Here is a 24,694-nt window from a genome sequence, read left to right as displayed (position 1 = left end):
CGTATTGAAGAACTCGCCTGTTGCGCTGTCCCCTCTTCTACCTACAGACGCTCGCCACGCGAACCGGTAGCTTGAAAAGGTTCCTCACGTTCGGATTCGGGCCAGTTCGCATCTGAGCTGAGATGGCTGCAGTGTGAGCCGTCAGACCCTGGTCTTAGCTACGGGGCGGATGCTCTGGGCGTCTGACCGCCCGGGGGAGGACGACCGGGGCGCCTGTGTCGGGGTCGGGGATGACCCGCGCCTCGAGGTCGAACACGTCGCGGAGCAGTTCTTCCGTGACCACGGCGTGCGGGGCGCCCTCGGCGACGATGCGTCCGTCTCGCATCGCGATGAGGTGCGTCGCATAGCGCGCTGCCATCGCGATCTCGTGGAGCACTGCGACGACGGTTCGACCTTCGCGTTGCAGGCCGAGGGCGAGCTCCAGCACATCGATCTGGTGGGCGATGTCGAGGAACGTCGTCGGTTCGTCCAGGAGCAGCACCTCGGTCTCCTGCGCGAGCGTGAGCGCGATCCACGCACGCTGACGCTGCCCGCCCGAGAGCTCGTCCACGGGACGATCGGCGAGGTCGGCGACTCCGGCCGCGGCGAGGGCCGCGTCGATCGCCCGTTGATCGTCGCGTGACCACTGGCTCAGCACGCCCTGGTGGGCGTAGCGACCGCGTCCGACGAGGTCGGCGACGGTGATCCCCTCGGGCGTCAGCGGCGACTGCGGAAGGAGGGAGAGGCGCCTCGCGAGGGCGCGGGCGCTGAGGTCGTGGAGGTCGGTCCCGTCCAGGAGGACGCGTCCGGAGCGCGCGGGGAGGAGTCGGGACAGAGCCCGGAGCAGGGTCGACTTGCCGCAGGCGTTCGGCCCGATGATCGCGGTGAACGATCCGGCCGGGATCCGCACGTCCAGGTCGCGCAGGATCGGGGTGCGGCCGTACCCCGCGGTGAGAGCCTCGGCCACGAGCGCGGCGGGCGGGGTGTCTGTCGGGGTCATGTCTTTCGTCCTTCGCGGATCAGGAGCCAGATCAGATACGTGCCGCCGATCACCACCGTGACCCCGCCGACCGGGAGCGTCACGCCGGGGATCAGGTGCTGCGCCACCAGGTCGGCGCCGCCGAGCAGCGCCGCTCCGACGAGAGCGGACGCGGTCAGACTCGTCCCTCCGCTCGTGAGTCGGCGCGCGATCTGGGGTGCGGCGAGAGCGATGAACGAGATCGGTCCCGCGACCGCCGTCACGATCGCCGTCGCCGCGACGCCGAGCACGACCAGGAACGCCTTGGTCGGCTCCACACGGAGCCCGAGCGCGGTGGCGGCGTCGTCGCCCAGGTCGAGGAGCGGGAGACGCCGAGCGGCGAGCGGAACCGCCAGGGTCACGATGAGCAGCGCCGCCGCCGCGGCGGCCAGGTTCGGCCAGGTCATGCCGTACAGAGAGCCGGCATCCCAGATCGCCGCGCGGAGGGCGGCGTCGAGGTCGGCCTTCACCGTGAACCAGGAGGTCAGGGCGCGGAGGATCGCGCCGACCGCGATCCCGACCACGACGAGGCGGAACCCGTGGGTCCCCTTTCGGTACGCGAGGCCGTAGACGAGGGCGGCGGCGACGAGACCTCCGGCGAAGGCGCCGAGCGCGGTGGACAGGAATCCCGACCCGCCGACCATGACCACAGCGATCACCCCCGCGTACGATCCGGCGCCCAGCCCGATCACATCGGGGCTGCCCAGCGGGTTCCGGGTGAGGGTCTGGAAGACGGCGCCGCCGATCGCGAGCGCGCCGCCGAAGAGCACGGCGGCGACGGCTCGGGCTCCTCGCCACTCGAACACGAGGCGTTCGGCAGGTGCGGCATCGGGCGCGAGGGCGTGCAGGAGCGAGGGGAGGGGGATGCCGCCGGCGCCGATGGTTAGGGCGAGGACGACGGTCGCGGCGGCGGTGACGAGCAGCACCGTGCCGACGACGAGCGACCGGCGCCGGATCCGCAGGGTCATCCGCCCTGCCCGAAACACGAGAGCGGTCGGGGTCACCAGACGGCCTTCCGGGACGAGCGGACGAGGGCGATGAGGACAGGACCCCCGATGAGGGCGGTCATGATCCCGAGCGGAAGCTCGGCGGGCCAGACCACCAGGCGTCCGACGGTGTCGGCGAGCAGGACGAGCGCGGGGGCGAGGACGAGAGCATAGGCGAGGATCCAGCGCTGGTCGGGTCCGGTGAGACGGCGCACCGCGTGGGGGATCATGAGGCCGATGAACGCGATCGGGCCCGCCGCCGCGGTCGCTGCGCCGCAGAGCAGCACGATCGCGACGAATCCGACGGTGCGTGTGATCCCCACCCGCACGCCCACCGAGCGGGCGACCTCGTCGCCGAGAGCGAGGGCGTTGAGCGCTCGACCGGAGAACATGGCCAGCACGGCGCCGACCACGAGGAACGGCAGGAGCACGTCGAGCGTCCCCGCTGGGCGGTCGGCGAGGGATCCGACCCCCCAGAAGCGCATGCGGTCGAACGTCCGAGGATCGATCAGGGTGAGCAGGGTCGACGCCCCGAGGAAGACAGCGCTGAGCGCGGTCCCCACGAGCGTCAAGCGCACGGGTGTGGGTCCGGTGCGCCCCCGTGCCGCGATCGCGTAGACGAGCACGGCGGCGATCGCCGCGCCGCCGAACGCCCACCACACGTAGTCCGCCATGCGCACGACGCCCATCGTGGCGACGCCGAGGGAGACCGCGAAGGCCGCCCCGGCGTTCACTCCCAGCAGGCCGGGGTCGGCGAGAGGGTTGCGGGTGAGCGCCTGCATGAGCGCGCCGGCGAGACCGAGAGCGATCCCGACGCCGATGCCCAGCAGCGTCCGGGGGACCCGGACGTCGGTGATCGTGATCTGAGAGATCGAGCCGTCCGGCGCGGTGAGCGCTCGCAGGACCGTGTCGGGAGAGAGCAGCGCCGAGCCGACCGCGACACTCGCCAGACAGGCGAGCACGAGGATGACGAGCGCGGCGGTCAAGCCGACGGCGTTGCGGACCGCTCGCGATGCGGACGTCGCCCCGGAGACGGGCGCGGAGGAGCGGGAGATCACGGTGCGGCGTGCTCACCCGACTCGGGGAGGACCGCCATCGTGCGCGGTCGGAGGGTGAGGCAGGACACGCCCCAGCCGAGCTCCTGGACGTCTGTGCGCTCCCAGCCCGCGGACGCGGCGATCTCGCCGAGGCGATCCGCCGAGCGGAGACCCGTTCCGGTCACGCCGACGCGGACGAGCTCGTCCTCCGAGACGGAGGGATTGAGCGCGTCGACGTTCGTCGCCTCGAGGAGGAGCACGGCCTCCGCGGTCTCCGCGAGGGCGGCGAGGTAGCGATGTGCCTCGGCGTCGGTGCGGTGCGCGAGGGCGTGGGCGTGGATGGCCACGACGGAGGGGCCGGCGACGTCAGTGATCGTCCACCGCCCCGCCACGCTCCCCGGCACGAGCGCGTCGCGGACGACATCGGCGCCGGGGCCCTGCGGGGAGAGGAGCGCCCCCTCGTCCCACGGCTGCACCGCGAGGAGGGCCGGCATCAGATAGGCGAGGCCCTCGGCGTGCTCGGCGAGCTCCGCGCCGACCTCGCCGTCGCTCTCGGCGTCGGTGGCGAACGTCCGTCCGTTCCGGTGCTCCCACGCGGTGCTCCCGGTGCGCAGCGCCGGGGCGAGATCGGCGAGGGCGAGGACCTGATCGGCTTCGAGGCCGTCGAAGCGTTCGCGTTCGTGCTCGTCCGCCACGAGCTCCGCGCCCGCTTCGGTGATCCGGAACCGGTCGTCGTCACGCAGGAGGAGCCCGTGGTCGGCGAGGACGGAGAGGAGCGGCGCGGCGGTGCCCGCACCGAACCCGAGGCGTTGTTCGAGGTCGGCCGCAGTCGAACCGGCGTCGTCGATCGAGTCGAAGACCCCCGTCTGGAGCGCGGCACGCACGGCGAACCACCCGACCGGAGACGGAAGAGGAGGCGGGACGGCGGCCGCGCGCGCATCGTCCGGGGCCGTCGTCTCCTCGACCGAGCGGGCATGCCAGTAGCCGGTGACATCGGTGTGCGAGCGCGGAACCCCGTGCGCGGTGAGCAGACGCCGCACCGGGAGCAGGGCGCGAGATTCGGCCGCCGCCCACACGTAGGGCGTGCCGCTGAACACGGCGGGATCGAGCGTGCGGACGGCGTCTTCGAGAGCGGCGCCGTCGCCCGGGGCGGCGACGATCCAGCGGACGTCGTCTTCCGGGCGGGAGGACAGATCCTGCCGGGCCGACGGATCGGCGATGGTGATGACGGCGTGCACGGGCCCCGCGATCGGCCGCTCCTCGAAGAAGCGCCCGATCGCGGGGAGGGCCGTCTCATCGCCGATGAGGACGATCCGGTCCGCCTCGGCCGGGAGGATCGTGGATGACTTGGGTCCGACGATCCAGAGCTCATCGCCCTCCGTCGCGCGCCGAGCCCACTCCTCCGCAGGACCGCTCTGCTCCCCACCATCGGCGTGAAGGACGAAGTCCAGGTCGAGCTCCCCTTCGGCCACCCGGCGCGGGGTGTAGTCGCGACCGAGTCGCGTCTCCGACGGAGGCCAGTCGATTCCGTGCGCGAGCTGCACGGGAAGAACGGCCTCGATCGGCCCCTCGGAGGCGAACATCACCTTGACGTGGTCGTCGAACACGGGGCTGGCGAAGGCGGGGAGCGAGAAGCCGTCCCGCGTGAACGCCCCCAGCTCGTCACCGCCCAGGGTTACCCGCCTCATCCTCGGGGTGACGTCGACGGCGCGGAGGACCGTCACGCGGCGCAGGACGAGAGGGTGCGGGGTGAACCGGCGGTGACTCACGGGCTACTGGCCCTTCTTCGCGAACTGCTTCTGCACGAGGTCCAGGAGCGCCATCGACTCGTCGTAGTCGGCGCGCTGCGACCAGTACGGGAACTGGTACGCCTGCTCCTCCTGGAAGGCGGGGAGCGCGGAGTAGACGGGGTTCGCACGCAGCGTCGCCAGGTCGATCGTCTCGGCGTTGAACCCGAACACGAACAGCGAGTCCTGTGTGAGGAGCTGTCCGGCCTGCTCGGTCGAGATCTCGAAGGAGTCGCCGCCGGCGGTGTACGGCTGGAACTGGCCGCTCGCGAACAGCGGAGCGGGACGGAAGCCGAGATCGGAGAACATCTTGGGCAGTCCGCGGTCCTCGATGAGCACGAACGGGCGCTGGTCGGCCGTGAAGCTCAGGAAGACAGACTCGCCCGAGGGCACGGAGATCTCGCCCTTGACCGCGCTGACCTTCTCGTCGTAGGCGGCGAGCGCCTCGTCGTACACGTCGGGCTGGTCGAAGACGTCCTTCGCGAGGAAGGAGAACTGCTGCTGCCATTCGGTCAGCGAGCCGGAGACGATGACGGTCGGCGCGATCGCGGTGAGCTGGTCGTACGCCTTGGTCGCCTGCATCAGCGGGAAGCCCAGCCCGCCGGCGATGATCAGATCCGGCTCCAGAGCGAGGATCGCCTGGAGGTCGAACCCTTCCGCGCTCCAGGGCAGGAACTCGGTTCCCGCCTTCTCCGCGTCGTCCGCCCAGAAGTCCGAGAACACCGGGTCGGAGTTGGTCGCCTCGGGGGTCATGGCGGCGACAGGCACGTCGAGGTCGTACAGGTACCCCGCCAGTGCGTAGTTGAGGAGCACGACCTTCTTCGGGGCCGCAGGAATGGTCACGTCGCCCTGATCCGTCGCCACGACGCGGGTCGTCGCCTCGGCGCTCGCCGACGGCGAGCTCTCGGGTGAGGCGGGTGCGGCGCAGCCGGACAGGGCGAGCCCGGCGGCCACCACGGCGGCCAGGATCGAAGACGAGAGAAGACGCGAACGCATGCACACCTCAGAAGTCGGGGCGGCGCGATGAGCGCCGCAGAAGGGTAGGTAAGGCAAGGCTAAGCTGGATCGCGACAGCAAATGATCCCCAGGCGACATGGGGACGCGACCAAGACGACACGAACGGTGATCGAGAGCGACGAGGAGAGGGATGCATGGATGATTCGGCTCTCCGTCTTCAGCACCTCGTCCCGGAGAACGCGGTCCGGTTCCTCGGCCACGGCACTCATGCGCACGACGTCCCGCACCTCATCCACGTCGCCACGGGTGTCGCCCATGTCGTCGTCGACGACATCGCGATGACCCTTCACGCTCACGAATCGGTCTGGCTCGCCGCCGAGGTGCCGCACTCGGCGCGGTACGAACAGGGGAGCCTGGTGCTCGGCCCGTTCCTCTCCCCGGAGAGCGCGCCTCCTGCCCGGATGCTCCGCCTGGGCGTGGTCCCCGAGATCACCGCGATCATGACGATGGTCCTCGGAGTCGCGCCGCAGTCGAGCGCTCAGGTCGCCCCGTTCCGCGCAGCCCTCGACCGGGCGCTCGCCGCGCTGGGCACGTCGTACTTCGTCCTGGCGCCGCCGTCTCATCCGGTCATCGCACGGATCGCCAGGGACGCTGTGCGCCCGGGGGAGACGCTGGCCGGGCTGGCTGAGCGATACGGCGTGAGCGCGCGGCACGTCCAGCGCGTTTTCCAGGACGAGACGGGCCTCTCCTTCCAGCGGTGGCGGTCGCGTGCCCGGTTGAACATGGCCATCTCGCGCCTCCGCGGCGGGGAGTCGATGACCAGAGCCGCGCGGGCGACCGGATACGGCACGCGATCGGGGCTCGCCAAGGCGCTCTCTCGCGAGGTCAGGCCCGACGACCTCGCCGAGATCATCGGCGCATCGACGTTCGGGCAGGCCGAAGGGCGCGACACGCGCAGCGCCTGAGCGTCCTCGGCGAGGTGGATGCGGTCGCCTCACGCCCCGGACTCCGTCGGCATCGCGGCGATCGGATGCCGGTCGGGCCCTGCCGTCATGTCCCCGCGAAGATCTTTTTCCGACGAATCTGTGACGTTTCGACTCCGGCATCCGTCCTAGTGGTGTCGCACGATTGCGACCCGCAGCCGGGAACGGCCGCGGACACACGGAGAAGGAGCTCATGATGGCGAATGTGACTGGTGGCACCCAGCCCAAGGCTCAGGTCGTTTCGGCGCCGCAGGCGTCGGCGTCCGGGAAGACGACGATCGAGGACGGCGTGGTCGCGAAGATCGCGGGCATCGCCGCACGCGATGTCAGCGGCGTGTACGCGCTCGGCGGAGGCGCCGCGCGCATGGTTGGGGCCATCCGCGACGCGCTGAACACGACGGATCTCGCGCAGGGCATCAGCGTCGAGGTCGGGGAGACGCAGGTCGCGGTCGACGTCACGATCGTCGCCGAGTACCCCGTCTCGCTGCAGAAGGTGGCCGATGACGTCCGCGCGGCGATCGTGCACGCCATGGTCGAGCTTGTGGGCATGGAGGTCGCCGAGGTCAACGTCACCGTCAACGACGTCCACATCCCCTCCGACGACGACGGCGCCGAGCAGCCGCAGGAGGCGCGAGTCCAGTGAGCACTTCGGTGATCGGCGCCGCCGCAGGGGCAGCGCTCGCGCTGACCTGGGTCGTCCTCGGGTTCTGGGCGTTCGTCCTGGTGGCCGTGGCGATGCTCGTCGGCGCGATCATCGGCCGGATCGTTGACGGGCGGCTCGATGTACGAGCGCTCGCCGATGCGTTCAGGGGACGGCGTTCATCATCATGATGATCGACGATCGCACCGCACCGGCGCCGGGGGGCGCTCCGGGGCGGACGACAGTCAGCGCCCGTGCCCTCGAGCACCTGGCCGTCGGCCTGGCGCGAGACCTCGCACGCGTTCCGCGTCGCGACGTCTCGGTCGCGCTGGCCGACGACCGGGGTTCTCTCCGGGTGTCGGTGACGGTTCCCGTCGCCCTGCAGGGGTCACGGCGCGACTCCGTCGTCGACAGCGGGGCCGCACTCCGCCACGGACTCATCAGCGGGATGCAGGAGCTGGCCGGGCGAACCGTGGGAACCGTCGACATCCGCTACTCGGGTGTCAGGAAGATCGCAGAGACGAGGGTCGCATGACCACCGAACAGGCAGCGTATCGGCGCGTGCTGCGCCGGGAGACGCACTCTTCGCGGTCCGTCGCCGCGGTGGTTGCAGCATCCGTCGCGGTCGTGCTGCTGCTCGCCCTGCTCGTCGGAGGCGTCTGGAGTCTGCTCGATCCGCGGTTCGGCGATGCGGCATCCGCTCGCATCGCAGAGCTGACATCGCCCGATGCGGGCCGGGTGTCGCTCATCGTCTCGGGAGCGGTGGCCGTCGTCGTCGCGCTGATCCTGCTGCTGCTCGCCGTCCTTCCGGGGCGTCGGGCGCGCAGGGCGCGCACGACAGAGCGGGTCGCCCTCCTCGTCGACGACGGGGTGCTCGCGGACGCGGTGGCGGATGCCGTCGCGGCCCGGTGCGGCATCGACCGCAGACAGGTCTCGGTCACGCTCGCCCGTCGTCGCGTGACGGTGCGGGTGACGCCGACCAGCGGCATCCGCATCGACGAATCCGCTGTCGCGCAGACGGCGGTCGACACCGTGTCCGACCTGGGATTCGCCGTGATGCCGAAGGTCTATATCTCGGAGAGGGGAGTGGTCGCATGACCTCCACCAACAGGGCGCTCAACCGTGCGCTGCTGCTCGTGTTCGGGCTGATCCTCCTCGTCGCGGGAGCGGCTGCGCTCGCGGTCGGCATCGGGGCTCCCTGGCTGAGCCCGTGGCAGGAGCGAGCGTCGGCGATCGTCGACGACCTCTCGGCGCGGTTCGGCTCGTGGAGCGTCGACGTACCAGGGGCGGGGTCCGTTCCGGGGATGCTGCCGGTCGCGCTGGGCTTCGCGCTGCTGCTGACGATCCTGCTGATCGTCTTCGTCTTCACACGGGGCGGAGGCAGGACGAGGAACATCCTGCGCGCCGAGGCCGCCGACGGGAGCACCGTCGTCGATCGCAACGTCGCGGAGGCGGTGCTCGCCGGGACTCTGGGTGAACGGCCCGACGTCCTCGCCGCGCGCACCAACGCGTACCTCGTCCGGCGGGCGCGGACGATCGAGCTCGCGGTGACGGTCCAGCGTGGCGCCTCTCTCCGGAGGGTCGTGACCGCCGCCGAGTCCGCGGTCGATGACTGGGACGCGCTGCTGGGCACCCGCGGGCCGATCCTGCTGCACCTGTCCGATCGGAGCTGGCGCGACGGGCTGAAGCGGCGCACACGCGTGCGCTGAGTACGACGACGACGAGGAAGGGACGACATGCGCAAGAACATCATCATCGTGGCGATCATCGCCATCGCGGCCTACGTCGTGGGCGCGGAGACGGCGAAGGCACGGGGCAAGGACTACGAGGACATCCGGCATCAGCTGGAGCGGCTGTGGACGAACCCCGACGCGCGGAAGTCACGCGCCCGGATGGCCAAGAAGGCGCGCCGGTCGATCCAGGACGCGCAGCGGAAGCTGCAGAAGGCCGTGCGCTGAGGCGCAGGGCAGACAAGGACTCGGCCCCGAGATCCGGGGCCGTTCACGGAAGGGAGACGCCATGAGCGCTCAGGACAAGATCAAGGCCGCAGCCGAGAAGGTCGCGGGCAAGGCCAAGGAGACCGTCGGGCACGTCATGAACGACGACAAGCTCGTCGCCGAGGGCAAGGCCGAGCAGGCCAAAGGCGAGATCAGGGACGCCGCGGAGGGCGTGAAGGACGCGTTCAAGAAGTAGCGGACCGGGCGGGGCCCACACGGCCCCGCCTCCATCTCATCGAAAGGACACACCATGGGCTTCTTCGGATTCCTCCTCCTCGGACTGATCGCCGGAGCGATCGCGAAACTCCTCATGCCCGGAAAGCAGGCGGGCGGCTGGTTCGTCACGCTCCTGCTCGGCATCGTCGGCGCGATGCTCGGCGGCTGGCTGGGCGGGCTCCTCTTCAACGTGAGCCTCGACTCGTTCTTCTCGCTCTCCACGTGGGTGCTCGCGATCGGCGGCTCGCTCATCGTGTTGCTGATCTACGGATTGCTCGTCGGACGCCGCGCGAAGGCGTGAGGAAGCGGACAGAGTTCGGCGAGGCATGCCCGTCGCAGGGAGATGCTGGGTCCGGGGCGGTGGCGACACCGGCCCGTACCGGCCGACGGTCAGGTGGGGGAAGGGCGGGGAATGGACGACAGGCGTTCGGGCAGCGCCCTTGAGCGCGCCGACGACGGCATCGTCGCCGGACGTGCGATGGACGGAGACGTCGCGGCGTTCGCCGTTCTCGTGCGCAGGTACACGCCGATGATGAGGGCGTACACCCAGCGGATGCTGAACGCCTCCGCCGACGTGGACGACATCGTGCAGGACGCGTTCGTGACGGCGTGGCAGCGGCTCCCTGAGCTGGACGAGCCCGCGAAGGTGAAGAGCTGGCTCATGCGGATCGTCAGCCGCAAGGCGGTCGACCGCCTGCGCGCCCAGCGGCCGGTGCTCGACATCGACGACGTCGAGCACCCGGCGCCGTCGCACGCATCGCCTCCGCGCATCGCCGAGACACGCGCGGAGGTCGAGGCGCTCGCCGCCGCACTGCGCGAACTGCCCGACGGACAGCGCGAGTGCTGGGTGCTCCGCGAGATCGGCGGATATTCCTATGACGAGATCGCCGAGGAGCTCGACATTCCCGTCACCACGGCGCGCGGCCTGCTGGCCCGCGCCCGGAAGTACATCATCGTACGGATGGAGGAGTGGCGATGAGCGACGAACACGACGCGCCTGAACTGCGTCGACTCGGGCTGGAACCGGCGGATCTCGACGGTCACACGATCGACGAGCTCACCGACTACCTCGATGCCGATCGGACTCCGGCGAACCCGTCCATCGACGGATCCGCGGGATGCCAGCTCGCCCTCGATGCGCTGGTTCGCCTGCGCTCCTTGACCGGACAGCTCATCGCCGCCGACGCGGCGGAGGAGCAGGAGGTGGATGACAGCTGGGTGGACCGCATCCTCAGCGGGATCGTCCTGGACGCCCGCTCCGGACGACGCGTCCCGATCGCGTCCGAGGTCGGCGGCGCCGACCTCGGAATCACCGAGGGCGCGGTCCGCGGACTCGTGCGCGCGGCGGAGGGCAGCGTCCCGGGCGTGCTCGTCGGCCGGTGCCGGCTCGACGGCGACGCCGAGCAGCCCGGTGCCCCGATCCGCATCGACATCGACGCCAGCGTTCCCTACGGGGAACCCATCCCGAACCTCGTCGAGAGGCTGCGCGCCGAGGTCGCAGACCGGCTGCGACGGCACACCGAGCTCAACGTGGTGGGGATCGACATCACGGTGCGCGACATCCAAGACGTCGCATCCTGGGAAGAGGGGGCAGGTCGATGACGCAGGAGCAGGAGCAGCGCATCTCCCTCGCGGGCGAGATCGAGGCCGCCGTGCGTCGGGTTCCGGGCGTGCAGAGCGTGTACCGCTCCGGATCCCTCGCGTCCAACCTCGTCGGCCGCGCGGCGGAGGCCCTGGGGTTGCGCGACGGAGACGAGCCGCTCGTCGTCGTGGACCGAGACGGAGACCGGGTGGGCGTCGAGGTCTCGATCGCGGTCGAGGTCGCCGCGAGCGCCGCAGACACCGTACGCGCGGTGCACGGGTCGGTCGCGGCGATGCTCGAGGCGGAGGGGCTGGAGGCGTCGGGCATCCGGCTCACCGTCGTGCACGTGCACGAGTAGCCGCGGCTCCCGCCGTCAGCGCGGCCTGCGCTGAGAGGTCTGAGGGAGGGGGATCGCGCCGGTACGGCGTCGGATCTCCTCGGCGACGGTGATCGCGTCGCCCTCGGGGGCGTTGGACTTCCCGTCGGGGCGAGCGATGAGGAGGTACGCGATTCCCGTGACCACGACGACGCCGAGCCCGATCAGGACGATCCAGTCGGTGATGACATCGCCGGAGGAGCCGGGGAGCGCGAGGAGCACCATCGCGAACACGCCGTAGGCGAGGGCGAGGGCATTGACGACGATTCCCCAGGCGCCGAGCGAGAAGGGACCGGCCGGTCGCCATCCGCGCAGACGCTGGCGCAGGGCGCCGAGCACGACCATCTGGAACGCGACGTAGATGCCGAGCACGGCGAACGCGGTGACGGCCACCAGCAGGTCCGGATTGATCCACACGAGCACCGCGATGATCGCCGGAATCGTGCAGGCGACGATCAGCGCGTTGGTGGGCACCTTGTTCCGGGGCGAGATCTTCGACAGCCAGCGATGGCCGGGCAGCATCCCGTCGCGTGCGAACGAGAACAGGAGACGGCTGGCGGCGGCCTGGAGGCTGAGCACGCAGGAGATGAAGGCGGTGACGGCGATGACGAGGAAGATCTTGGCACCGACGGTTCCGAGTGCGGATTCGAGGATGCCGGGGATCGGATCGGCGTTCTCGCCGGCGACGATGGCCTGCAGATCGGGAGCCGCGAGCACATAGCCGACGAACGAGAACAGGGCGGAGACGCCCCCGACGAGGATCGTCAGCACCATCGCCCGCGGGATGCGACGGGCGGGCTGGGACACCTCCTCCGCGACGTCGCCGCAGGCTTCGAACCCGTAGAACAGGAACAGCCCGGCGAGCGCGGCTCCGAAGAACGCGGTCGCGTAGCTGCCGTCGCCTTCGACTCCCATCGTGTCGAAGAAGACGCTGAACTCCTGCTTGCGCTGGAACAGCAGGAGGTACAGGCCCACTCCGATGACGCCGGCGAGTTCGGCGGCGAGCCCGATGCGGGCGACGCGTCCCAGCCACTTGGTTCCGGAGAAGTTGATGAGCAGAGCGAGAAGCAGCAGCGCGAGCGTGAGCAGCAGCGTCGTCGTGGGGGTCGGCTCCAGGCCGAACAGGCTCGCGGTGAACCCGGAGCCGAACTCGGCGACCGCCGTCACGGTGACGATCATCGCCCAGATGTAGACCCACGCGGCCATCCAGGCGTACCGGCGTCCCCACAGTCGACGCGCCCAGGGGTAGATGCCGCCGTGGATCGGATACTGCGAGACGACCTCGCCGAAGACGAGGGACACCAGGAGCTGGCCAGCGCCGACGATGAAGATCCACCACACCGAGGGCGGGCCACCGACGCTCAATGCGAGGGCGAAGAGCGAGTACACGCCCACGAGCGGGGACAGGTAGGTGAATCCGAGGGCGAAGTTGGCCCAGAGGCTCATCGACCGGTCGAAGGTGTCGTCGTATCCGAGGACTTTGAGGTGCTCGCCGTCAGCGAGAGCCGACGAGGTCGTGGGTCGGGTGTTCATCTGCGGCCTTCCGATCATCATTGAACGAGTGGCTCGATCTCGCGGATCGATTCCGATGGGCAGGGTGCGAGTTAAAGATCCTGTTGTAGATATTTAGCACACTTCCGCTCGGATGACGGCAACTTTCTCATCGCACCCGTCCCCTCGGCAGAGCTCTCCGTGGATCGCCGCAGGCCGACGACGATCGCCTGCGGGCGGGCGGTGCGCTCATCGCGAGGGAGATCGCGACCGCACCGCCCACCCGTGCTCGCGGCGTCAGGCCGCGGCGCGCAGTCCGTCGACGAGCGGCGTCGTCGGACGGCCGATGAGGCGCGCGAGCGTGCCGTCGGTGTCGGCGAGGGCGCCGTCGCGGATGCCGGCGTCGAGCGCGGCCACGAACCCTGCGGTGCCCTCGTCGAGACCGGCGGCGCGGAGTGCGGCGACCTGCTCGTCGGCGCCGAGACGCACGTACGAGACATCGCGGCCGGTGATCTCGGCGAACGCCGCGGCCAGCTCGTCGTAGTTCCACGCGACGTCGCCGCCGAGCTCGTAGACCTGGCCGAGGTGGCCGTCCTCGAGGAGGACGACGGCCGCGGCATCCGCGAAGTCCTTGCGGCTGGCCGATGCCACCCGGCCGTCGCCGACGCCGGCGGCGAGCACGCCGCTCTCCGCCGCGGTGGCGAGGTCGCGCACGTAGTTCTCGGTGTACCAGTTGTTGCGCAGGATCACCGACGGAAGACCGGACGCGGCGATCGCCTCCTCCGTGGCCTTGTGCTCGGGCGCCAGGATCAGATCGGTCGTGGTGGCCTTCGGGGCGCTCGTGTAGACGAACTTCGTCACCCCCGCAGCGGCGGCGGCGTCGATCACGGCCTTGTGCTGCGCGAAGCGCTGACCCACTTCGGAGCTCGAGACCAGGACCACCGAGTCGACGCCGTCGAGGGCGGCGGAGACGGAGGCGGGGTCGGTGTAGTCGAGGTGCACGGCGCGCACGCCGAGGTCGGCGGCCTTCGCGACGTCGCGCGCTCCGGCGACGATCTGATCGGCGGACGCACCGCGCTCGATCAGGCTCTCGATGATCAGGCGGCCGAGGTTCCCGGTGGCTCCGGTGACGAGGATGGTCATGGGGTGTCCTTTCGTAGGTGACACCAGCCACAACCCGCTCGGGAAGGCCTTACATTCCAGAGTGTGGGTACCCACTTTGAAGTAAGGTACCTACATGACGGGGAGTTTTGCGCAGATAAAGGGATCGTCTCCCATGCTCTTCGACCCCGGTTGCAGCACGCGGGTCGTCCTCGACCACGTCATGAGCAAGTGGGGCGTGCTGGTGCTCTCCTGCCTCTCCGACGGGACGCGTCGCTGGGGTGAGCTGCGTCGAGAGGTCGGCGGCATCAGCGAGAAGATGCTGGCCTCCACTCTGCGCACCCTCGCCGAGGACGGCATCGTGCACCGGGAGTCCCTGCCGGCGGTCCCTCCGCACGTCGAGTACAGCCTCACTCCGCTGGGGCGTGACCTGATGGAGAGGATGCTCCCTCTGGTCGCCTGGGTGGCTGAGCACTCCGATGGGATGCTCGGACGGGACTGAACCTTCGGATTCTGTTGTTTGGCACCACCGTGAAGACGGATTCCATTGGTATCTGTAGGTGGTTGACCCGAAAACAGTAGGTGCCCTACTATCTGAACATGTCAACGACGCCAATCCATCTGGAACGACCCGACGGCAAGGGACTGGCAGCGGGGACACTGGGGCTCTGGGGATCGACCGTCATCGGCCTGGCATCCACGGCACCCGTGTACTCGCTGGTCGCCTCGCTCGGCTGGGTGGTCATCGCCGTCGGCGCGCAGGCGCCCATCGCCTTCGTGCTCGCCTTCGTGCCGATGCTGCTCATCGCCTTCGCGTACCGCGAGCTCAACAACGCCGTGCCCGACTGCGGCACCACCTTCACGTGGGGCACCAAGGCCTTCGGCCCGTGGGTGGGCTGGATGGGGGGCTGGGGCGTCGCCGTGGCCGGCATGGTGGTGCTCGCCAACCTCGCGCAGATCGCGTCGGTCTACTTCTGGTCATTGATCGGCGTCGACCTGGAGAACAACGACTGGCGCGTGATCGTCGTCGCGGTGCTCTTCATCGCCGCGATGACCTGGGTCAGCTGGCGCGGGGTCGAGATCGGCGAGCGCATCCAGAACGTCCTGCTCGGCATCCAGTACCTCGCTCTCGTCGTCTTCATCGTCGCCGTCTTCTGGCAGATCGTCAGCGGCAACGCCCCCGACGCCATCGACTTCTCGTGGGAGTGGATGAACCCGTTCGCCTTCACCTCGTGGTCGGGCTTCACCGAGGCGATCCTGCTCGCGCTGTTCATCTACTGGGGGTGGGACACCTGCCTCGCTCTGAACGAGGAGACCAAGGACCCCAAGCGGATCCCCGGTCGCGCCGCTGTGCTCACCTGCGTCATCCTGCTCTTCACCTACGTCGCCGTGACGATCGCCGCCATGATGTACGCGGGACTCGGCGAGACGGGCACGGGCCTGGGCAACGAGGCGAACGCCGACGACTTCTTCCTCGGCATCAAGGACGGCCTGCTGGGCCCGTTCGGCTGGGTGCTGGTCGTCGCGGTCATCATCTCGGCCATCTCGTCCACGCAGACGACGATCCTCCCGACCGCCCGCGGCACCCTCGCGATGGGCGTGTACCGTGCGCTGCCGGCGAAGTTCAAGGACGTGCACCCGACCTTCAAGACCCCGTCGTTCTCGACCATCATCATGGGCATCGTCGCGATCGCGTACTACGTCGGGATGACGCTCATCAGCGACAACATCCTGCAGGACTCGATCCTCTCGCTCGGCCTCGCGATCGCCTTCTACTACTCGATCACCGGGTTCGCGTGCGTCTGGTACTTCCGCAAGGACCTCATGCGCTCGCCGCGCGACTTCTTCTTCAAGGGGCTGTTCCCGCTGCTGGGCGGACTCATGCTGGCCGCGGCCTTCGTGCAGTCGGCGATCGACATGTGGGACGTGGACTACGGCAACACCGTGCTCCTCGGAATCGGCGGCACGTTCGTCGTCGGCATCGGCTCGCTCGCGATCGGCATCGTGCTGATGTTCATCTGGTTCCTCTTCCCGCGGTCGAAGCGGTTCTTCCGCGGCGAGAGCCTGAACCGTGACACGGAGGTCATGGTGCCCGACGAGCCGGGCGACTTCATCCGCTCGATCGACGGCGGCATCTGATGGCGGTGGCCACCGCCGACCTGTACGACGAGCTCGGCGACGGCATCCAGTCGCTTCCGCTGCAGCTGCGCTCCTTCGGCCGGCGGCGGGCGTTCGACGGCCCCATCCGCACGGTGCGCTGCCTCGAGGACAACGCGCTCGTGAAGTCCCTCCTGGCCACGCCGGGCGACGGCGCCGTGCTCGTGATCGACGGGGGAGGATCGCTGAACACCGCACTGATGGGCGATCTGATCGCCGCGTCGGCCGTTCAGAACGGATGGGCGGGTGTCGTGATCAACGGCGGCATCCGCGACAGCGTCGCGATCGACGGACTCGACCTCGGAGTGAAGGCTCTCGGCACCAACCCGCGCAAGAGCGCGAAGCTCGGCGCGGGCGAGGTCGACGTCACCGTCTCGTTCGGCGGCGTGGAGTTCGCGGTGGGCGCGCACCTGTACAGCGATGAGGACGGCATCCTGGTCGAGCGCCTGTCTTAGTCTTGATGCGTGCGCATCCGGCTCGACATCGCTTACGACGGCACTCACTTCCGCGGGTGGGCCAAGCAGCCGGGCCTGCGCACCGTGCAGGGCACGCTGGAAGACGCACTGGCCCGCATCGTCGGCTCTCCGGTGCAGTTCGTGGTCGCCGGGCGGACGGATGCCGGCGTGCACGCCTCCGGTCAGGTCGTCCACGTCGACCTCGACGATGAGCAGTGGTCGCGCGTCGAGTCGCGGCACGGGAAGGCGGCGCACGATCCGGCCGGCTCCCTCGCCGGTCGCATACGCGGCGTGCTCGGCGCCTACCCGGACGTCACGGTGACCCGCTCCTCACCTGCGCCCGAGGGCTTCGACGCCCGCTTCTCCGCGGTGTGGCGGCGGTACCGATACCGGCTCGCCGACGAGGCCTCCGGCTACGATCCGCTGCGCCGGCTGAACACGACCACCCATCGAGGCGTCCTGGACGAGCAGGCGATGGATGCCGCAGCGCAGACGCTGATCGGCCTCCACGACTTCGCGGCGTACTGCAAGCCCCGCGAAGAGGCCACGACGATCCGCACCCTTCTCGAGTACCGCTGGGCGCGGGATGCCGACGGCGTGCTCGTCGCGGAGCTCAAGGCCGACGCGTTCTGCCACAGCATGGTGCGCGCCCTCGTCGGAGCGTGCGCCGCGGTCGGCGAGGGACGACTCGACGTGGCGGATGTGGCCGTGCTGCGCGACGCCCTCGCCAGGACGAGCGAGTTCAAGGTGCTCGCCGCGCGCGGCCTGACCCTCACCGAGGTCGGCTATCCGGCCGACGAGCTGCTGTCGACGCGGGCTGAGCAGACGCGCGCACGCCGCACGTCCGACGACTGACGGGGCTCCGTTGCGGCTGTCCTTCCCCCAAAGAAGGGCAGCCGCAACGGACGTTTCACCCGAAGGCCCCAGCCGTCTGACGGTGATGACGGGCCGCCGCTCTGAGGGGAGGCGAGCGCGAATCCGTATGCTGACTGTAGACGAGGCTCCTTCACACGACGGCAGGGAGAACTGTGACGGATCGGACATCGGCGTTCGCGGCCGCACTGCGCGTCGCGATCTCTGAACGCGGCATGTCGCTCGCGCGTCTGCAGGCGCTGCTGAACGACGACGGCAACCCGGTGTCGATGGCGACGCTGAGCTACTGGCGATCGGGGGCGCGGCAGCCGGAGGGCGCGCAGTCGCTGAGCGTCGTCGAGGGCATCGAGGATCGCCTCGCCCTCGACCGCGGCCACCTGACGAGCCTGCTCGGGCCCTCGGCGCGGCTCGGGACGGTGGCGCCCCCGAAGCTCCCGTTCGACGAGGAGAGGGTGCAGCGCGAGGCGGAGGAGACCCTCGCCGCGCTGCGATCGGCTCCTCAGGAGTCGCTGCGGGATCTGTCCACCCAGTACGTCGCGCACGTCGGTCGCGACGGAGCCGTCGAGCGCGTGGTCACGAGGGCCCTCGTGCAGTCGACAAAGGGCACGATCACCGAGATCCCCCTCATCGACGCGACCCCGGTCGAGAGCGACGTCATGTCGGTGTTCTCCGACGTCATCGGCGGTCGGGTCGACCGCGAGTACCTGCATCCGGGGCGTCTCCTCTCCGGGGTGGTGATCGCCCTCGACGAGCCCATCACGACGGGCGGCACGACGCTCATCGAGTTCACCGAGACCTATCCGCCAGGGCATCCGCCACGGCAGTCCGTCTGGCACGCGACGTCGAGGGCCGCGAGGGAGACGCTGATCTGGGTGCGCTTCCATCCGGATGCCGTGCCGAGCTGGTGCGAGGAGTTCATCGAGACGGAGGAGGAGTACGCGTCCACGGCGCGTGCGGTGAGGTCGGGATCGGTGCACCTCGCCAGGCACGGCTTCGGCCCGGGGATGCTCGGCATCCGCTGGGGCTATGACAGGTGATTCATCGCGACCGCTCAGCACCGACGGGTAGCGTGTGAGTGTCATGAAGGTCATCTCGTACAACCTCCAGAAGCATCGCGCCGCGAGCGAGCTCGTCGAGCTGGTCGGCGTGCACGATCCCGACGTCCTCTGCCTGCAGGAGTGCGATGTGCAGGAGCTTCCCGAGCGCATCGGAGACCTCGTGCTCGCCGAGGCGACCCAGGGCAATCGCCTCGGCCTCGCGCTGTACTACCGCGCGAGCACGTTCCGGGTGCTGGGCGTGAAGACCCTCGAGCTGAAGAAGTCGCTGCACGACCGCATCGCGAAGCCCGCCCACGAGAGGGTTCTCGGGGTGCGACTGCTCGAGATCGACGAGGGACGCGAGCTGATCGTCGCATCGTTCCATGCGGCACCGCTCACCGCGCTGAACTCGCTGCGTCGGCACCAGATCCGCGCCGCGCTCACCCAGCTCGCCGCGCTCGGCGCCGGACTCCCGCAGCTCATGGTCGGCGACTACAACTACCCCGTGTTCAAGGAGAACCTCGGCGACGCCGTGCGTGAGCACGGCTACGCGCTCACCCTCAGCGACGATCACACGTACACGCGGTATCGCGTGTTCCGCGGGCACTACGACTTCGCGACCTCTTCAGGGTTCGAGATCGAACGTGTCACGACCCTGCCTCAGGGCATGAGCGACCATCGCCCGATCCTGGTGACCGCACGACTCGACTGACTCATGCGGCCCCGACCCGGAACGTCGAGCGGTGCGCCGCCGGGCTGACGCCCAGGCGCTGACGGAAGTGCAGGCGCAGCGACACCGCGCTTCCGAATCCGGCGAGCTCCGCGATGCGGTCGACCGACTCGTCCGAGCTCTCGAGCAGGGTGCGGGCGGCATCCACCCGCTGATCCAGCAGCCACTGCTGCGGGCTCGTGCCCGTGCGCTCGCGGAACCGCCGCGTGAACGTCCGCCGCGAGAGGTGCACGGCCTCCGCCCACTCGTCGAGATCGAAGACCTCGGTGAGGCGGGCCCGCGCCCAGATCATCGCGCGTCCGATCGGGTCGTCCGCGGAGGCCGCGACCACCGGCGCCGGGATGTACTGCGCTTGCGAGCCGGTGCGGTGCGGCGCCAGCACGAGCGCCCGCGCCAGGGCGGTCGCGGCCGCGGCGCCGTGGTCGGAGCGCACGATGTGCAGGCAGCAGTCAAGGGCGGCTGCGGCGCCGGCCGACGTGATGACGTCGCCCAGGTCCGTCCACAGCACGTCGTCGCGGACCTCGACCTGCGGCTGCTCCGAGGTGAGCCTCGCCGCGGCGGCCCAGTGCGTGGAGACCTCCCGGCCGTCGGCGATGCCGGATGCCGACACGACGAACGTCCCGAGGCAGAGCCCCACCACCCTGGCGCCGCGGGCGTGGGCCGACGTGACGGCGCCGAGAAGGGCGGGGGAGGGCGTCATGCCCTCGCGCCAGCTCGGGATGACGACGAGGTCGGCGACGGCCATCGTCTCCAGCCCCGCGTTCACCTGGATCGCGTACCCCGCACCGGTGGGCATGGACCCTGGGTGCTCCGCGCACACGGTGACGTCGTAGAGGCCCTCGACGCCGTCGAGCCCCGCGCCGCCGAACACGAGCGTAGGCACCGACAGGTGGAAGGGACTGATCTGCGGGAATGCGAGCACCGCGACGGTTCGTCTCCTCATGGCCTGATCCTATCGAAGAGATTCCTCAAGGCCACTGGATCGCCCGCGACGGATGCCGAAGACTGATGCCATGACACAGATCCCAGCCCTTCTGATCGGCGGCCCGACGCTCCACTTCACCTATGCGGGACTCGCGATCCTCACGGACCCGACGTTCGACGAGCCCGGCGCCTACCCCGGTCCGATCACGCTGCACAAGCTCGTCGGCCCCGCGGTCGCCGCCGCGGATCTCGGCCCCGTCGACGTGGTGCTGCTCTCCCACGACCAGCACGAGGACAACCTGGATTCCGCGGGGCGCGCGCTGCTCGCCGAAGTCCCCCTGGTGCTCGGGACGCCCGACTCGGCCGAGCGCATCCCGCACGTCACCGGTCTCGACCCGTGGCAGCAGCACTGCGTCGGCGACGCCATGATCACGGCGGTGCCGGCGCTGCACGGTCCGGAGGGAGCCGAGGCACTCACCGGCGTCGTCACCGGCTTCATCCTCGAGGCGGCGGGCGAGCCGACCGTGTACGTGTCGGGAGACAACGCCTCCGTCGCCCTCGTGCGCGAGATCGCCGAGCGCTTCCCGCGCATCGAGGTCGCCGTGCTCTTCACCGGTGCGGCCAACGTCGGCAGGTTCGGCGACGTCGACCTCACCCTCAACGCCCGCACCGCGCTCGAAGCGGCCGAGGCGCTGGCCGGCGCGATCATCGTGCCCGTGCACGCAGAGGGATGGTTCCACTTCTCGGAGACCCGTGACCGTCTCATCGGCATGTTCGAGCACGCGGGGAGCGCCGGTCGGCTGCGCATCCTCACGCCGGGTGAGCGCGTCGCCATCGGCTGAGGCGAGGCGCCTCGCCGACCTCCCTGCCGGAGACGGGCTCTCCGGCAGGGAGGCGCGGTTTTGGGGAACCGGCTCGGATGACGTAAGCTGTCACTTTGGTACTCGACTGCCGAGTGCCGCGAACGTGAGCCCTCCACTGGCGTGTTCCTCCCCCTGGGGAGAGAACCACCCCGGAGTGGGATTCACGAACTTCTCCGTTCGAACAAGAAAGCAGCACTATCGTGACGCGCACTTACACCCCGAAGGCCGGCGAGGTCCAGCGTGACTGGGTCGTCATCGACGCCACTGACGTCGTTCTCGGCCGTCTGGCTTCGCACGCCGCTACGCTCCTGCGTGGCAAGCACAAGCCGACCTTCGCCAACCACATCGACTCGGGTGACTTCGTCATCATCGTGAACGCCGACAAGGTCGCGCTCACCGGTCAGAAGCTCCAGAAGAAGCTGGCCTACCGCCACTCGGGTTACCCGGGCGGCCTGAAGTCGGTCACCTACGCCGAGCTCCTCGAGAAGAACCCGGTCCGCGCTGTGGAGAAGGCCATCCGTGGCATGCTCCCCAAGAACAGCCTGGGCCGTCAGCAGCTGTCGAAGCTCAAGGTGTACGTCGGTGCAGAGCACCCGCACGCCGCGCAGCAGCCGACGCCGTACACCCTCGACCAGGTCGCCCAGTAAGCGCCGTAAAGACTTAAGGACATACTCGTGGCTGACATCCAGGACACCACCGAAAACCTCCAGAACTTCTCGACGTCGACTCCCGAGACCGAAGCAGTCGAGGCGGCTCCCCGCCCCGTGCTGAGCGTCCCGGGTGCCGCCGTTGGTCGTCGCAAGCAGGCCATCGCCCGCGTGCGTCTGATCCCCGGCGCCGGCACCATCACGGTCAACGGCCGTACCCTCGAGGACTACTTCCCGAACAAGCTGCACCAGCAGCTGATCAACGACCCGTTCACGGTCCTCAACCTCGCCGGCGGCTACGACGTCATCGCCCGCATCTCCGGTGGTGGCCCCTCGGGTCAGGCCGGTGCGCTCCGCCTCGGCATCGCCCGTGCGCTGAACGAGATCGACGCCGAGAACAACCGCCCGACCCTGAAGAAGGCCGGCTTCCTCTCCCGTGACGCTCGTGTCAAGGAGCGCAAGAAGGCCGGTCTCAAGAAGGCCCGCAAGGCGCCTCAGTACTCGAAGCGTTAAGGTCCATCCGACCGATGCCGATCTTTGGCACGGACGGCGTGCGAGGACTTGCCAATGGCATCCTCACCGCCGATCTGGCGCTCACCCTGGCCCAGGCGACTGCTGTCGTCCTGGGCCAGGGCCGTACTGCGGAGGCTCGCAAAGCCGAAGGCAAGCGACTCACCGCAGTTGTGGCACGCGACCCCCGGGTCTCCGGCCACTTCCTCACCGCGGCGGTCGCCGCGGGGCTCGCGTCCTCCGGCGTCGACGTGCTCGAGGCCGGGGTCATCCCGACTCCGGCGCTCGCATTCCTCGTCGCCGACAGGGATGCCGACTTCGGCGTCATGATCTCGGCGTCGCACAACCCCGCTCCTGACAACGGGATCAAGATCTTCGCCCGAGGCGGGGTCAAGCTCCCCGACGTCGTGGAGGAGCGCATCGAGGCCGCGATGGCCGACGAGAAGCTCCGTCCGACGGGCGCGGGCGTCGGACGCATCATCCGGTTCGCGGATGCCGAGGACCGCTACGTGGTGCACCTGCTCGGTTCGCTGCCGCATCAGCTCGACGGCATCCACGTGGTGCTGGACTGCGCGCACGGTGCGGCCGCGGGGGTCTCACCCGAGACGTTCCGAGACGCGGGCGCGAACGTGACCGTCATCGGGGCCGACCCCGATGGTCTGAACATCAACGACGGCGTGGGCTCGACCCACCTCGACAACCTCGCCGAGGCTGTCGTCCGGCTGGGCGCCGACATCGGCATCGCCCACGACGGCGACGCCGATCGCTGCCTCGCGGTCGACGCCCAGGGCAACGTCATCGATGGCGATCAGATCATGGCGATCCTCGCGGTGTCGATGAAGGAGCGCGGGCACCTCACCGACGACACCCTCGTCGCGACCGTGATGAGCAACCTCGGTCTGCACGTCGCCATGCGCGAGCAGGGGATCACCGTGCGGCAGACCGCCGTCGGCGACCGCTACGTGCTCGAGGACATGAACGAGGGCGGATACGCGCTCGGCGGCGAGCAGTCGGGCCACGTGATCATGAGCGAGTTCGCCACCACCGGAGACGGCCTGCTGACCGGTCTGCACCTGGTGAGCGAGATGGCTCGGCAGAAGAAGTCGATCGCCGAGCTCGCGAGCGTCATGAAGGTCTACCCTCAGGTGCTCATCAACGTGCGGGGCGTCGACAAGGACGCCCTGGAGGGCGACGAGGTCGTGCAGGCGGCGGTTCGCGAGGTGGAGGCCGAACTCGGCGACACCGGGCGCGTCCTGCTGCGCAAGTCCGGCACGGAGCCGCTGGTGCGGGTCATGGTCGAGGCGGCGGATGCCGAATCGGTGCAGACCTACGCCGAGCGCCTCGCCGACGTCGTGCGCGAGCGTCTCGCGCTCTGAACATCATGAGAGGAAGCGGACGGATGCCGAAAGGCGTCCGTCCGCTTCGTCGTATCCGAGGCGGTGCGGAGGGGATATGAGCGGAACGGCACTGATCATCGGAGGCGGCGGGTCCACGGGCAACGCCTGGGCTCTCGGCGTCATCGCCGGCCTCGCGGACGGCGGGCTCGACGTCACGGACGCGGATGTGGTCGTCGGCACATCCGCGGGGTCGACGACGGCCGTCCAGGCGCTGTCGGGCGCTGTGGGAGAGCTGTACGCGGCATCGCTGGTTCCGATCCCGCAGGGCGCCGGGCCCGACCGGACCAGGGCGGCAGCGGGGGGCATGGCGAGGACGGCCGACATCATCGCCGCCTCCGCCGACATCGAGGATCTGCGCCGCAGGCTCGGTGAGGCCGCTTCGGCGATGGACCAGGACGGGTCGCGCTCCACGCGGTGGCGCGAGATGGTCGCGAGGAGGCTCCCGCGCCAGGACTGGCCTGATCGGGAGCTGCGCATCACCGCTGTCGACGCGCGCACGGGCGAGCCGGTGGTGTTCACGCGGGGGAGCGGTGTCGAGCTGGCGGATGCCGTCGCGGCGAGCTGCTCGAGCGGGTTCGCGTACGCGATCGGCGAGGAGCGCTATCTGGACGGCGGCTATCGTCGAAATGAGAACGCCGATCTGGCAGCCGGGTGCGAGCGCGTCCTCGTGCTCTCACCGTTCGGCGGGCGGTCGCGGCATCCGATCGAGTGGGGAAGCGACCTCGTCACTCAGGTCGAGGAACTGCGCTCCACGGGGAGTCGCGTCGAGGTGATCGTCCCCGGTGACGGCGCCGTGCATCTGTTCGGAGCATCGGCGATGGACCTGACCCTGCGCCCGGAGGCGGCGCTGCTCGGCCACTCCCAGGGGTTCGAGCTCGCAGGCGGGCTCTCGGACTTCTGGCGCTGACGAGAAGAGGGGGTCCGGTCTCTCGACCGGACCCCCTCTCTCGT

31 protein-coding genes are annotated in these 24,694 nt (G+C 69.7%); 23 read left to right on the top strand and 8 right to left on the bottom strand.

The features are described 5' to 3' along the window. Positions 1–154 precede the first annotated feature (154 nt). From ACFVRO_RS16755 to ACFVRO_RS16735, 5 genes are read right to left on the bottom strand one after another with little or no spacing between them, the layout of a single operon-like run. The gene (locus ACFVRO_RS16755; RefSeq protein ID WP_386954340.1) at positions 155–979 is read right to left on the bottom strand and encodes an ABC transporter ATP-binding protein; all 825 of its coding nucleotides are present in this window, start codon (positions 977–979) and stop codon (positions 155–157) included. Then, the gene (locus ACFVRO_RS16750; protein ID WP_386954338.1) at positions 976–2,001 is read right to left on the bottom strand and encodes a FecCD family ABC transporter permease; all 1,026 of its coding nucleotides are present in this window, start codon (positions 1,999–2,001) and stop codon (positions 976–978) included. Before ACFVRO_RS16750 ends, ACFVRO_RS16755 begins: the two co-directional genes overlap by 4 nt. Further along, the gene (locus tag ACFVRO_RS16745) at positions 1,998–3,041 is read right to left on the bottom strand and encodes an iron chelate uptake ABC transporter family permease subunit (protein ID WP_344012020.1); all 1,044 of its coding nucleotides are present in this window, start codon (positions 3,039–3,041) and stop codon (positions 1,998–2,000) included. The genes ACFVRO_RS16750 and ACFVRO_RS16745 overlap by 4 nt, the downstream gene beginning before the upstream one ends. Next, positions 3,038–4,789: an SIP domain-containing protein gene (locus ACFVRO_RS16740; protein WP_386954335.1), complete on the bottom strand. Its 1,752-nt coding sequence runs from the start codon at positions 4,787–4,789 to the stop codon at positions 3,038–3,040. The genes ACFVRO_RS16745 and ACFVRO_RS16740 overlap by 4 nt, the downstream gene beginning before the upstream one ends. A gap of 3 nt (positions 4,790–4,792) precedes the next feature. Beyond that, positions 4,793–5,803: an ABC transporter substrate-binding protein gene (locus tag ACFVRO_RS16735; protein ID WP_386954332.1), complete on the bottom strand. Its 1,011-nt coding sequence runs from the start codon at positions 5,801–5,803 to the stop codon at positions 4,793–4,795. Between the two features lie 155 nt (positions 5,804–5,958). On the opposite strand from ACFVRO_RS16735, the gene ACFVRO_RS16730 reads away from it, so the two are divergent. From ACFVRO_RS16730 to ACFVRO_RS16675, 12 genes are all read left to right on the top strand, one after another. After that, positions 5,959–6,729, top strand: a complete 771-nt coding sequence (locus ACFVRO_RS16730; protein ID WP_386954329.1) for a helix-turn-helix domain-containing protein — start codon at positions 5,959–5,961, stop codon at positions 6,727–6,729. Positions 6,730–6,943: 214 nt separating this feature from the next. Further along, the gene (locus ACFVRO_RS16725) at positions 6,944–7,390 is read left to right on the top strand and encodes an Asp23/Gls24 family envelope stress response protein (RefSeq protein ID WP_386954328.1); all 447 of its coding nucleotides are present in this window, start codon (positions 6,944–6,946) and stop codon (positions 7,388–7,390) included. Further along, positions 7,387–7,578 (top strand): DUF2273 domain-containing protein, encoded by a 192-nt coding sequence (locus ACFVRO_RS16720; RefSeq protein WP_105672659.1) that lies wholly within the window; start codon positions 7,387–7,389, stop codon positions 7,576–7,578. Before ACFVRO_RS16725 ends, ACFVRO_RS16720 begins: the two co-directional genes overlap by 4 nt. Then, positions 7,575–7,922: a hypothetical protein gene (locus tag ACFVRO_RS16715; protein WP_386954326.1), complete on the top strand. Its 348-nt coding sequence runs from the start codon at positions 7,575–7,577 to the stop codon at positions 7,920–7,922. The genes ACFVRO_RS16720 and ACFVRO_RS16715 overlap by 4 nt, the downstream gene beginning before the upstream one ends. Further along, complete coding sequence (locus tag ACFVRO_RS16710; RefSeq protein ID WP_386954324.1) at positions 7,919–8,485, top strand: hypothetical protein; 567 nt, start codon at positions 7,919–7,921, stop codon at positions 8,483–8,485. The genes ACFVRO_RS16715 and ACFVRO_RS16710 overlap by 4 nt, the downstream gene beginning before the upstream one ends. Then, complete coding sequence (locus tag ACFVRO_RS16705; protein WP_386954321.1) at positions 8,482–9,096, top strand: hypothetical protein; 615 nt, start codon at positions 8,482–8,484, stop codon at positions 9,094–9,096. The genes ACFVRO_RS16710 and ACFVRO_RS16705 overlap by 4 nt, the downstream gene beginning before the upstream one ends. Positions 9,097–9,123: 27 nt before the next feature. Beyond that, entirely contained in the window at positions 9,124–9,345 is a 222-nt protein-coding gene (locus ACFVRO_RS16700) for a hypothetical protein (RefSeq protein WP_386954318.1), read from the top strand. A gap of 61 nt (positions 9,346–9,406) precedes the next feature. Then, positions 9,407–9,580 carry a CsbD family protein gene (locus tag ACFVRO_RS16695; RefSeq protein WP_386954316.1) on the top strand — a complete coding sequence of 58 codons (174 nt, stop codon included), beginning with the start codon at positions 9,407–9,409 and terminating at the stop codon, positions 9,578–9,580. A 54-nt stretch (positions 9,581–9,634) separates the two neighbouring features. Continuing rightward, complete coding sequence (locus ACFVRO_RS16690; RefSeq protein WP_105672665.1) at positions 9,635–9,901, top strand: GlsB/YeaQ/YmgE family stress response membrane protein; 267 nt, start codon at positions 9,635–9,637, stop codon at positions 9,899–9,901. 111 nt (positions 9,902–10,012) lie between these two features. Next, on the top strand, positions 10,013–10,579 hold the full coding sequence (locus ACFVRO_RS16685; protein ID WP_341940059.1) for a sigma-70 family RNA polymerase sigma factor: 567 nt from the start codon (positions 10,013–10,015) through the stop codon (positions 10,577–10,579). Beyond that, on the top strand, positions 10,576–11,202 hold the full coding sequence (locus tag ACFVRO_RS16680; RefSeq protein ID WP_386954314.1) for an Asp23/Gls24 family envelope stress response protein: 627 nt from the start codon (positions 10,576–10,578) through the stop codon (positions 11,200–11,202). The genes ACFVRO_RS16685 and ACFVRO_RS16680 overlap by 4 nt, the downstream gene beginning before the upstream one ends. After that, positions 11,199–11,540: a hypothetical protein gene (locus ACFVRO_RS16675; protein WP_386954313.1), complete on the top strand. Its 342-nt coding sequence runs from the start codon at positions 11,199–11,201 to the stop codon at positions 11,538–11,540. The genes ACFVRO_RS16680 and ACFVRO_RS16675 overlap by 4 nt, the downstream gene beginning before the upstream one ends. Positions 11,541–11,555: 15 nt before the next feature. Here the strand turns inward: ACFVRO_RS16675 and ACFVRO_RS16670 are convergent, their stop codons facing one another. Both ACFVRO_RS16670 and ACFVRO_RS16665 read right to left on the bottom strand, forming a co-directional pair. After that, positions 11,556–13,091, bottom strand: coding sequence for an APC family permease (locus ACFVRO_RS16670; protein ID WP_386954310.1), 1,536 nt, complete (start codon positions 13,089–13,091; stop codon positions 11,556–11,558). Positions 13,092–13,346: 255 nt separating this feature from the next. After that, positions 13,347–14,192, bottom strand: coding sequence for an SDR family oxidoreductase (locus ACFVRO_RS16665; RefSeq protein ID WP_386954308.1), 846 nt, complete (start codon positions 14,190–14,192; stop codon positions 13,347–13,349). Between the two features lie 94 nt (positions 14,193–14,286). Here ACFVRO_RS16665 and ACFVRO_RS16660 point away from each other — a divergent pair, with 94 nt between their 5' ends. From ACFVRO_RS16660 to ACFVRO_RS16635, 6 genes are all read left to right on the top strand, one after another. Next, positions 14,287–14,652, top strand: a complete 366-nt coding sequence (locus ACFVRO_RS16660; protein ID WP_386954306.1) for a winged helix-turn-helix transcriptional regulator — start codon at positions 14,287–14,289, stop codon at positions 14,650–14,652. 98 nt (positions 14,653–14,750) lie between these two features. Continuing rightward, positions 14,751–16,289, top strand: a complete 1,539-nt coding sequence (locus tag ACFVRO_RS16655) for an APC family permease (protein WP_386954303.1) — start codon at positions 14,751–14,753, stop codon at positions 16,287–16,289. Further along, positions 16,289–16,762 (top strand): ribonuclease E activity regulator RraA, encoded by a 474-nt coding sequence (gene rraA, locus ACFVRO_RS16650; RefSeq protein ID WP_344012001.1) that lies wholly within the window; start codon positions 16,289–16,291, stop codon positions 16,760–16,762. The genes ACFVRO_RS16655 and rraA overlap by 1 nt, the downstream gene beginning before the upstream one ends. Before the next feature lie 9 nt (positions 16,763–16,771). Then, positions 16,772–17,617, top strand: a complete 846-nt coding sequence (gene truA / locus ACFVRO_RS16645; RefSeq protein ID WP_386954300.1) for a tRNA pseudouridine(38-40) synthase TruA — start codon at positions 16,772–16,774, stop codon at positions 17,615–17,617. A 173-nt stretch (positions 17,618–17,790) separates the two neighbouring features. Then, positions 17,791–18,672, top strand: a complete 882-nt coding sequence (locus ACFVRO_RS16640; RefSeq protein WP_386954297.1) for a hypothetical protein — start codon at positions 17,791–17,793, stop codon at positions 18,670–18,672. 43 nt (positions 18,673–18,715) lie between these two features. Then, positions 18,716–19,384, top strand: a complete 669-nt coding sequence (locus ACFVRO_RS16635; protein ID WP_105672673.1) for an endonuclease/exonuclease/phosphatase family protein — start codon at positions 18,716–18,718, stop codon at positions 19,382–19,384. Between the two features lies 1 nt (position 19,385). On the opposite strand, the gene ACFVRO_RS16630 is transcribed toward ACFVRO_RS16635, so the two are convergent. Then, complete coding sequence (locus ACFVRO_RS16630) at positions 19,386–20,345, bottom strand: GlxA family transcriptional regulator (protein ID WP_386954294.1); 960 nt, start codon at positions 20,343–20,345, stop codon at positions 19,386–19,388. A gap of 70 nt (positions 20,346–20,415) precedes the next feature. On the opposite strand from ACFVRO_RS16630, the gene ACFVRO_RS16625 reads away from it, so the two are divergent. The 5 genes from ACFVRO_RS16625 (at position 20,416) to ACFVRO_RS16605 (ending at position 24,650) form a co-directional block, all read left to right on the top strand. Then, positions 20,416–21,168 (top strand): MBL fold metallo-hydrolase, encoded by a 753-nt coding sequence (locus ACFVRO_RS16625; protein ID WP_386954291.1) that lies wholly within the window; start codon positions 20,416–20,418, stop codon positions 21,166–21,168. 221 nt (positions 21,169–21,389) lie between these two features. After that, entirely contained in the window at positions 21,390–21,836 is a 447-nt protein-coding gene (rplM, locus tag ACFVRO_RS16620) for a 50S ribosomal protein L13 (RefSeq protein ID WP_105672676.1), read from the top strand. A 27-nt stretch (positions 21,837–21,863) separates the two neighbouring features. After that, complete coding sequence (gene rpsI / locus ACFVRO_RS16615) at positions 21,864–22,349, top strand: 30S ribosomal protein S9 (RefSeq protein WP_105672677.1); 486 nt, start codon at positions 21,864–21,866, stop codon at positions 22,347–22,349. 14 nt (positions 22,350–22,363) lie between these two features. Beyond that, complete coding sequence (gene glmM, locus ACFVRO_RS16610; protein WP_105672678.1) at positions 22,364–23,722, top strand: phosphoglucosamine mutase; 1,359 nt, start codon at positions 22,364–22,366, stop codon at positions 23,720–23,722. Positions 23,723–23,798: 76 nt separating this feature from the next. Then, positions 23,799–24,650, top strand: a complete 852-nt coding sequence (locus ACFVRO_RS16605; RefSeq protein WP_386954288.1) for a patatin-like phospholipase family protein — start codon at positions 23,799–23,801, stop codon at positions 24,648–24,650. Positions 24,651–24,694 lie beyond the last annotated feature (44 nt).

Source organism: Microbacterium sp. NPDC057944, assembly GCF_042887445.1.
GTDB classification, from domain to species: Bacteria; Actinomycetota; Actinomycetes; order Actinomycetales; family Microbacteriaceae; genus Microbacterium; species Microbacterium natoriense.
This window is presented reverse-complemented; position numbering and strand designations above follow the sequence as displayed.

Coding starts and splice junctions, on each gene's coding strand:
- ACFVRO_RS16755 (WP_386954340.1), bottom strand. CDS start 979: ATGACCCCGACAGACACCCCGCCCGCCGCGCTCGTGGCCGAGGCTCTC.
- ACFVRO_RS16700 (WP_386954318.1), top strand. CDS start 9,124: ATGCGCAAGAACATCATCATCGTGGCGATCATCGCCATCGCGGCCTAC.
- ACFVRO_RS16735 (WP_386954332.1), bottom strand. CDS start 5,803: ATGCGTTCGCGTCTTCTCTCGTCTTCGATCCTGGCCGCCGTGGTGGCC.
- ACFVRO_RS16705 (WP_386954321.1), top strand. CDS start 8,482: ATGACCTCCACCAACAGGGCGCTCAACCGTGCGCTGCTGCTCGTGTTC.
- ACFVRO_RS16630 (WP_386954294.1), bottom strand. CDS start 20,345: ATGAGGAGACGAACCGTCGCGGTGCTCGCATTCCCGCAGATCAGTCCC.
- ACFVRO_RS16730 (WP_386954329.1), top strand. CDS start 5,959: ATGGATGATTCGGCTCTCCGTCTTCAGCACCTCGTCCCGGAGAACGCG.
- ACFVRO_RS16625 (WP_386954291.1), top strand. CDS start 20,416: ATGACACAGATCCCAGCCCTTCTGATCGGCGGCCCGACGCTCCACTTC.
- rraA (WP_344012001.1), top strand. CDS start 16,289: ATGGCGGTGGCCACCGCCGACCTGTACGACGAGCTCGGCGACGGCATC.
- ACFVRO_RS16725 (WP_386954328.1), top strand. CDS start 6,944: ATGGCGAATGTGACTGGTGGCACCCAGCCCAAGGCTCAGGTCGTTTCG.
- ACFVRO_RS16675 (WP_386954313.1), top strand. CDS start 11,199: ATGACGCAGGAGCAGGAGCAGCGCATCTCCCTCGCGGGCGAGATCGAG.
- ACFVRO_RS16655 (WP_386954303.1), top strand. CDS start 14,751: ATGTCAACGACGCCAATCCATCTGGAACGACCCGACGGCAAGGGACTG.
- ACFVRO_RS16670 (WP_386954310.1), bottom strand. CDS start 13,091: ATGAACACCCGACCCACGACCTCGTCGGCTCTCGCTGACGGCGAGCAC.
- glmM (WP_105672678.1), top strand. CDS start 22,364: ATGCCGATCTTTGGCACGGACGGCGTGCGAGGACTTGCCAATGGCATC.
- ACFVRO_RS16695 (WP_386954316.1), top strand. CDS start 9,407: ATGAGCGCTCAGGACAAGATCAAGGCCGCAGCCGAGAAGGTCGCGGGC.
- ACFVRO_RS16660 (WP_386954306.1), top strand. CDS start 14,287: ATGACGGGGAGTTTTGCGCAGATAAAGGGATCGTCTCCCATGCTCTTC.
- ACFVRO_RS16685 (WP_341940059.1), top strand. CDS start 10,013: ATGGACGACAGGCGTTCGGGCAGCGCCCTTGAGCGCGCCGACGACGGC.
- ACFVRO_RS16710 (WP_386954324.1), top strand. CDS start 7,919: ATGACCACCGAACAGGCAGCGTATCGGCGCGTGCTGCGCCGGGAGACG.
- ACFVRO_RS16665 (WP_386954308.1), bottom strand. CDS start 14,192: ATGACCATCCTCGTCACCGGAGCCACCGGGAACCTCGGCCGCCTGATC.
- ACFVRO_RS16635 (WP_105672673.1), top strand. CDS start 18,716: ATGAAGGTCATCTCGTACAACCTCCAGAAGCATCGCGCCGCGAGCGAG.
- ACFVRO_RS16690 (WP_105672665.1), top strand. CDS start 9,635: ATGGGCTTCTTCGGATTCCTCCTCCTCGGACTGATCGCCGGAGCGATC.
- ACFVRO_RS16715 (WP_386954326.1), top strand. CDS start 7,575: ATGATGATCGACGATCGCACCGCACCGGCGCCGGGGGGCGCTCCGGGG.
- ACFVRO_RS16680 (WP_386954314.1), top strand. CDS start 10,576: ATGAGCGACGAACACGACGCGCCTGAACTGCGTCGACTCGGGCTGGAA.
- ACFVRO_RS16605 (WP_386954288.1), top strand. CDS start 23,799: ATGAGCGGAACGGCACTGATCATCGGAGGCGGCGGGTCCACGGGCAAC.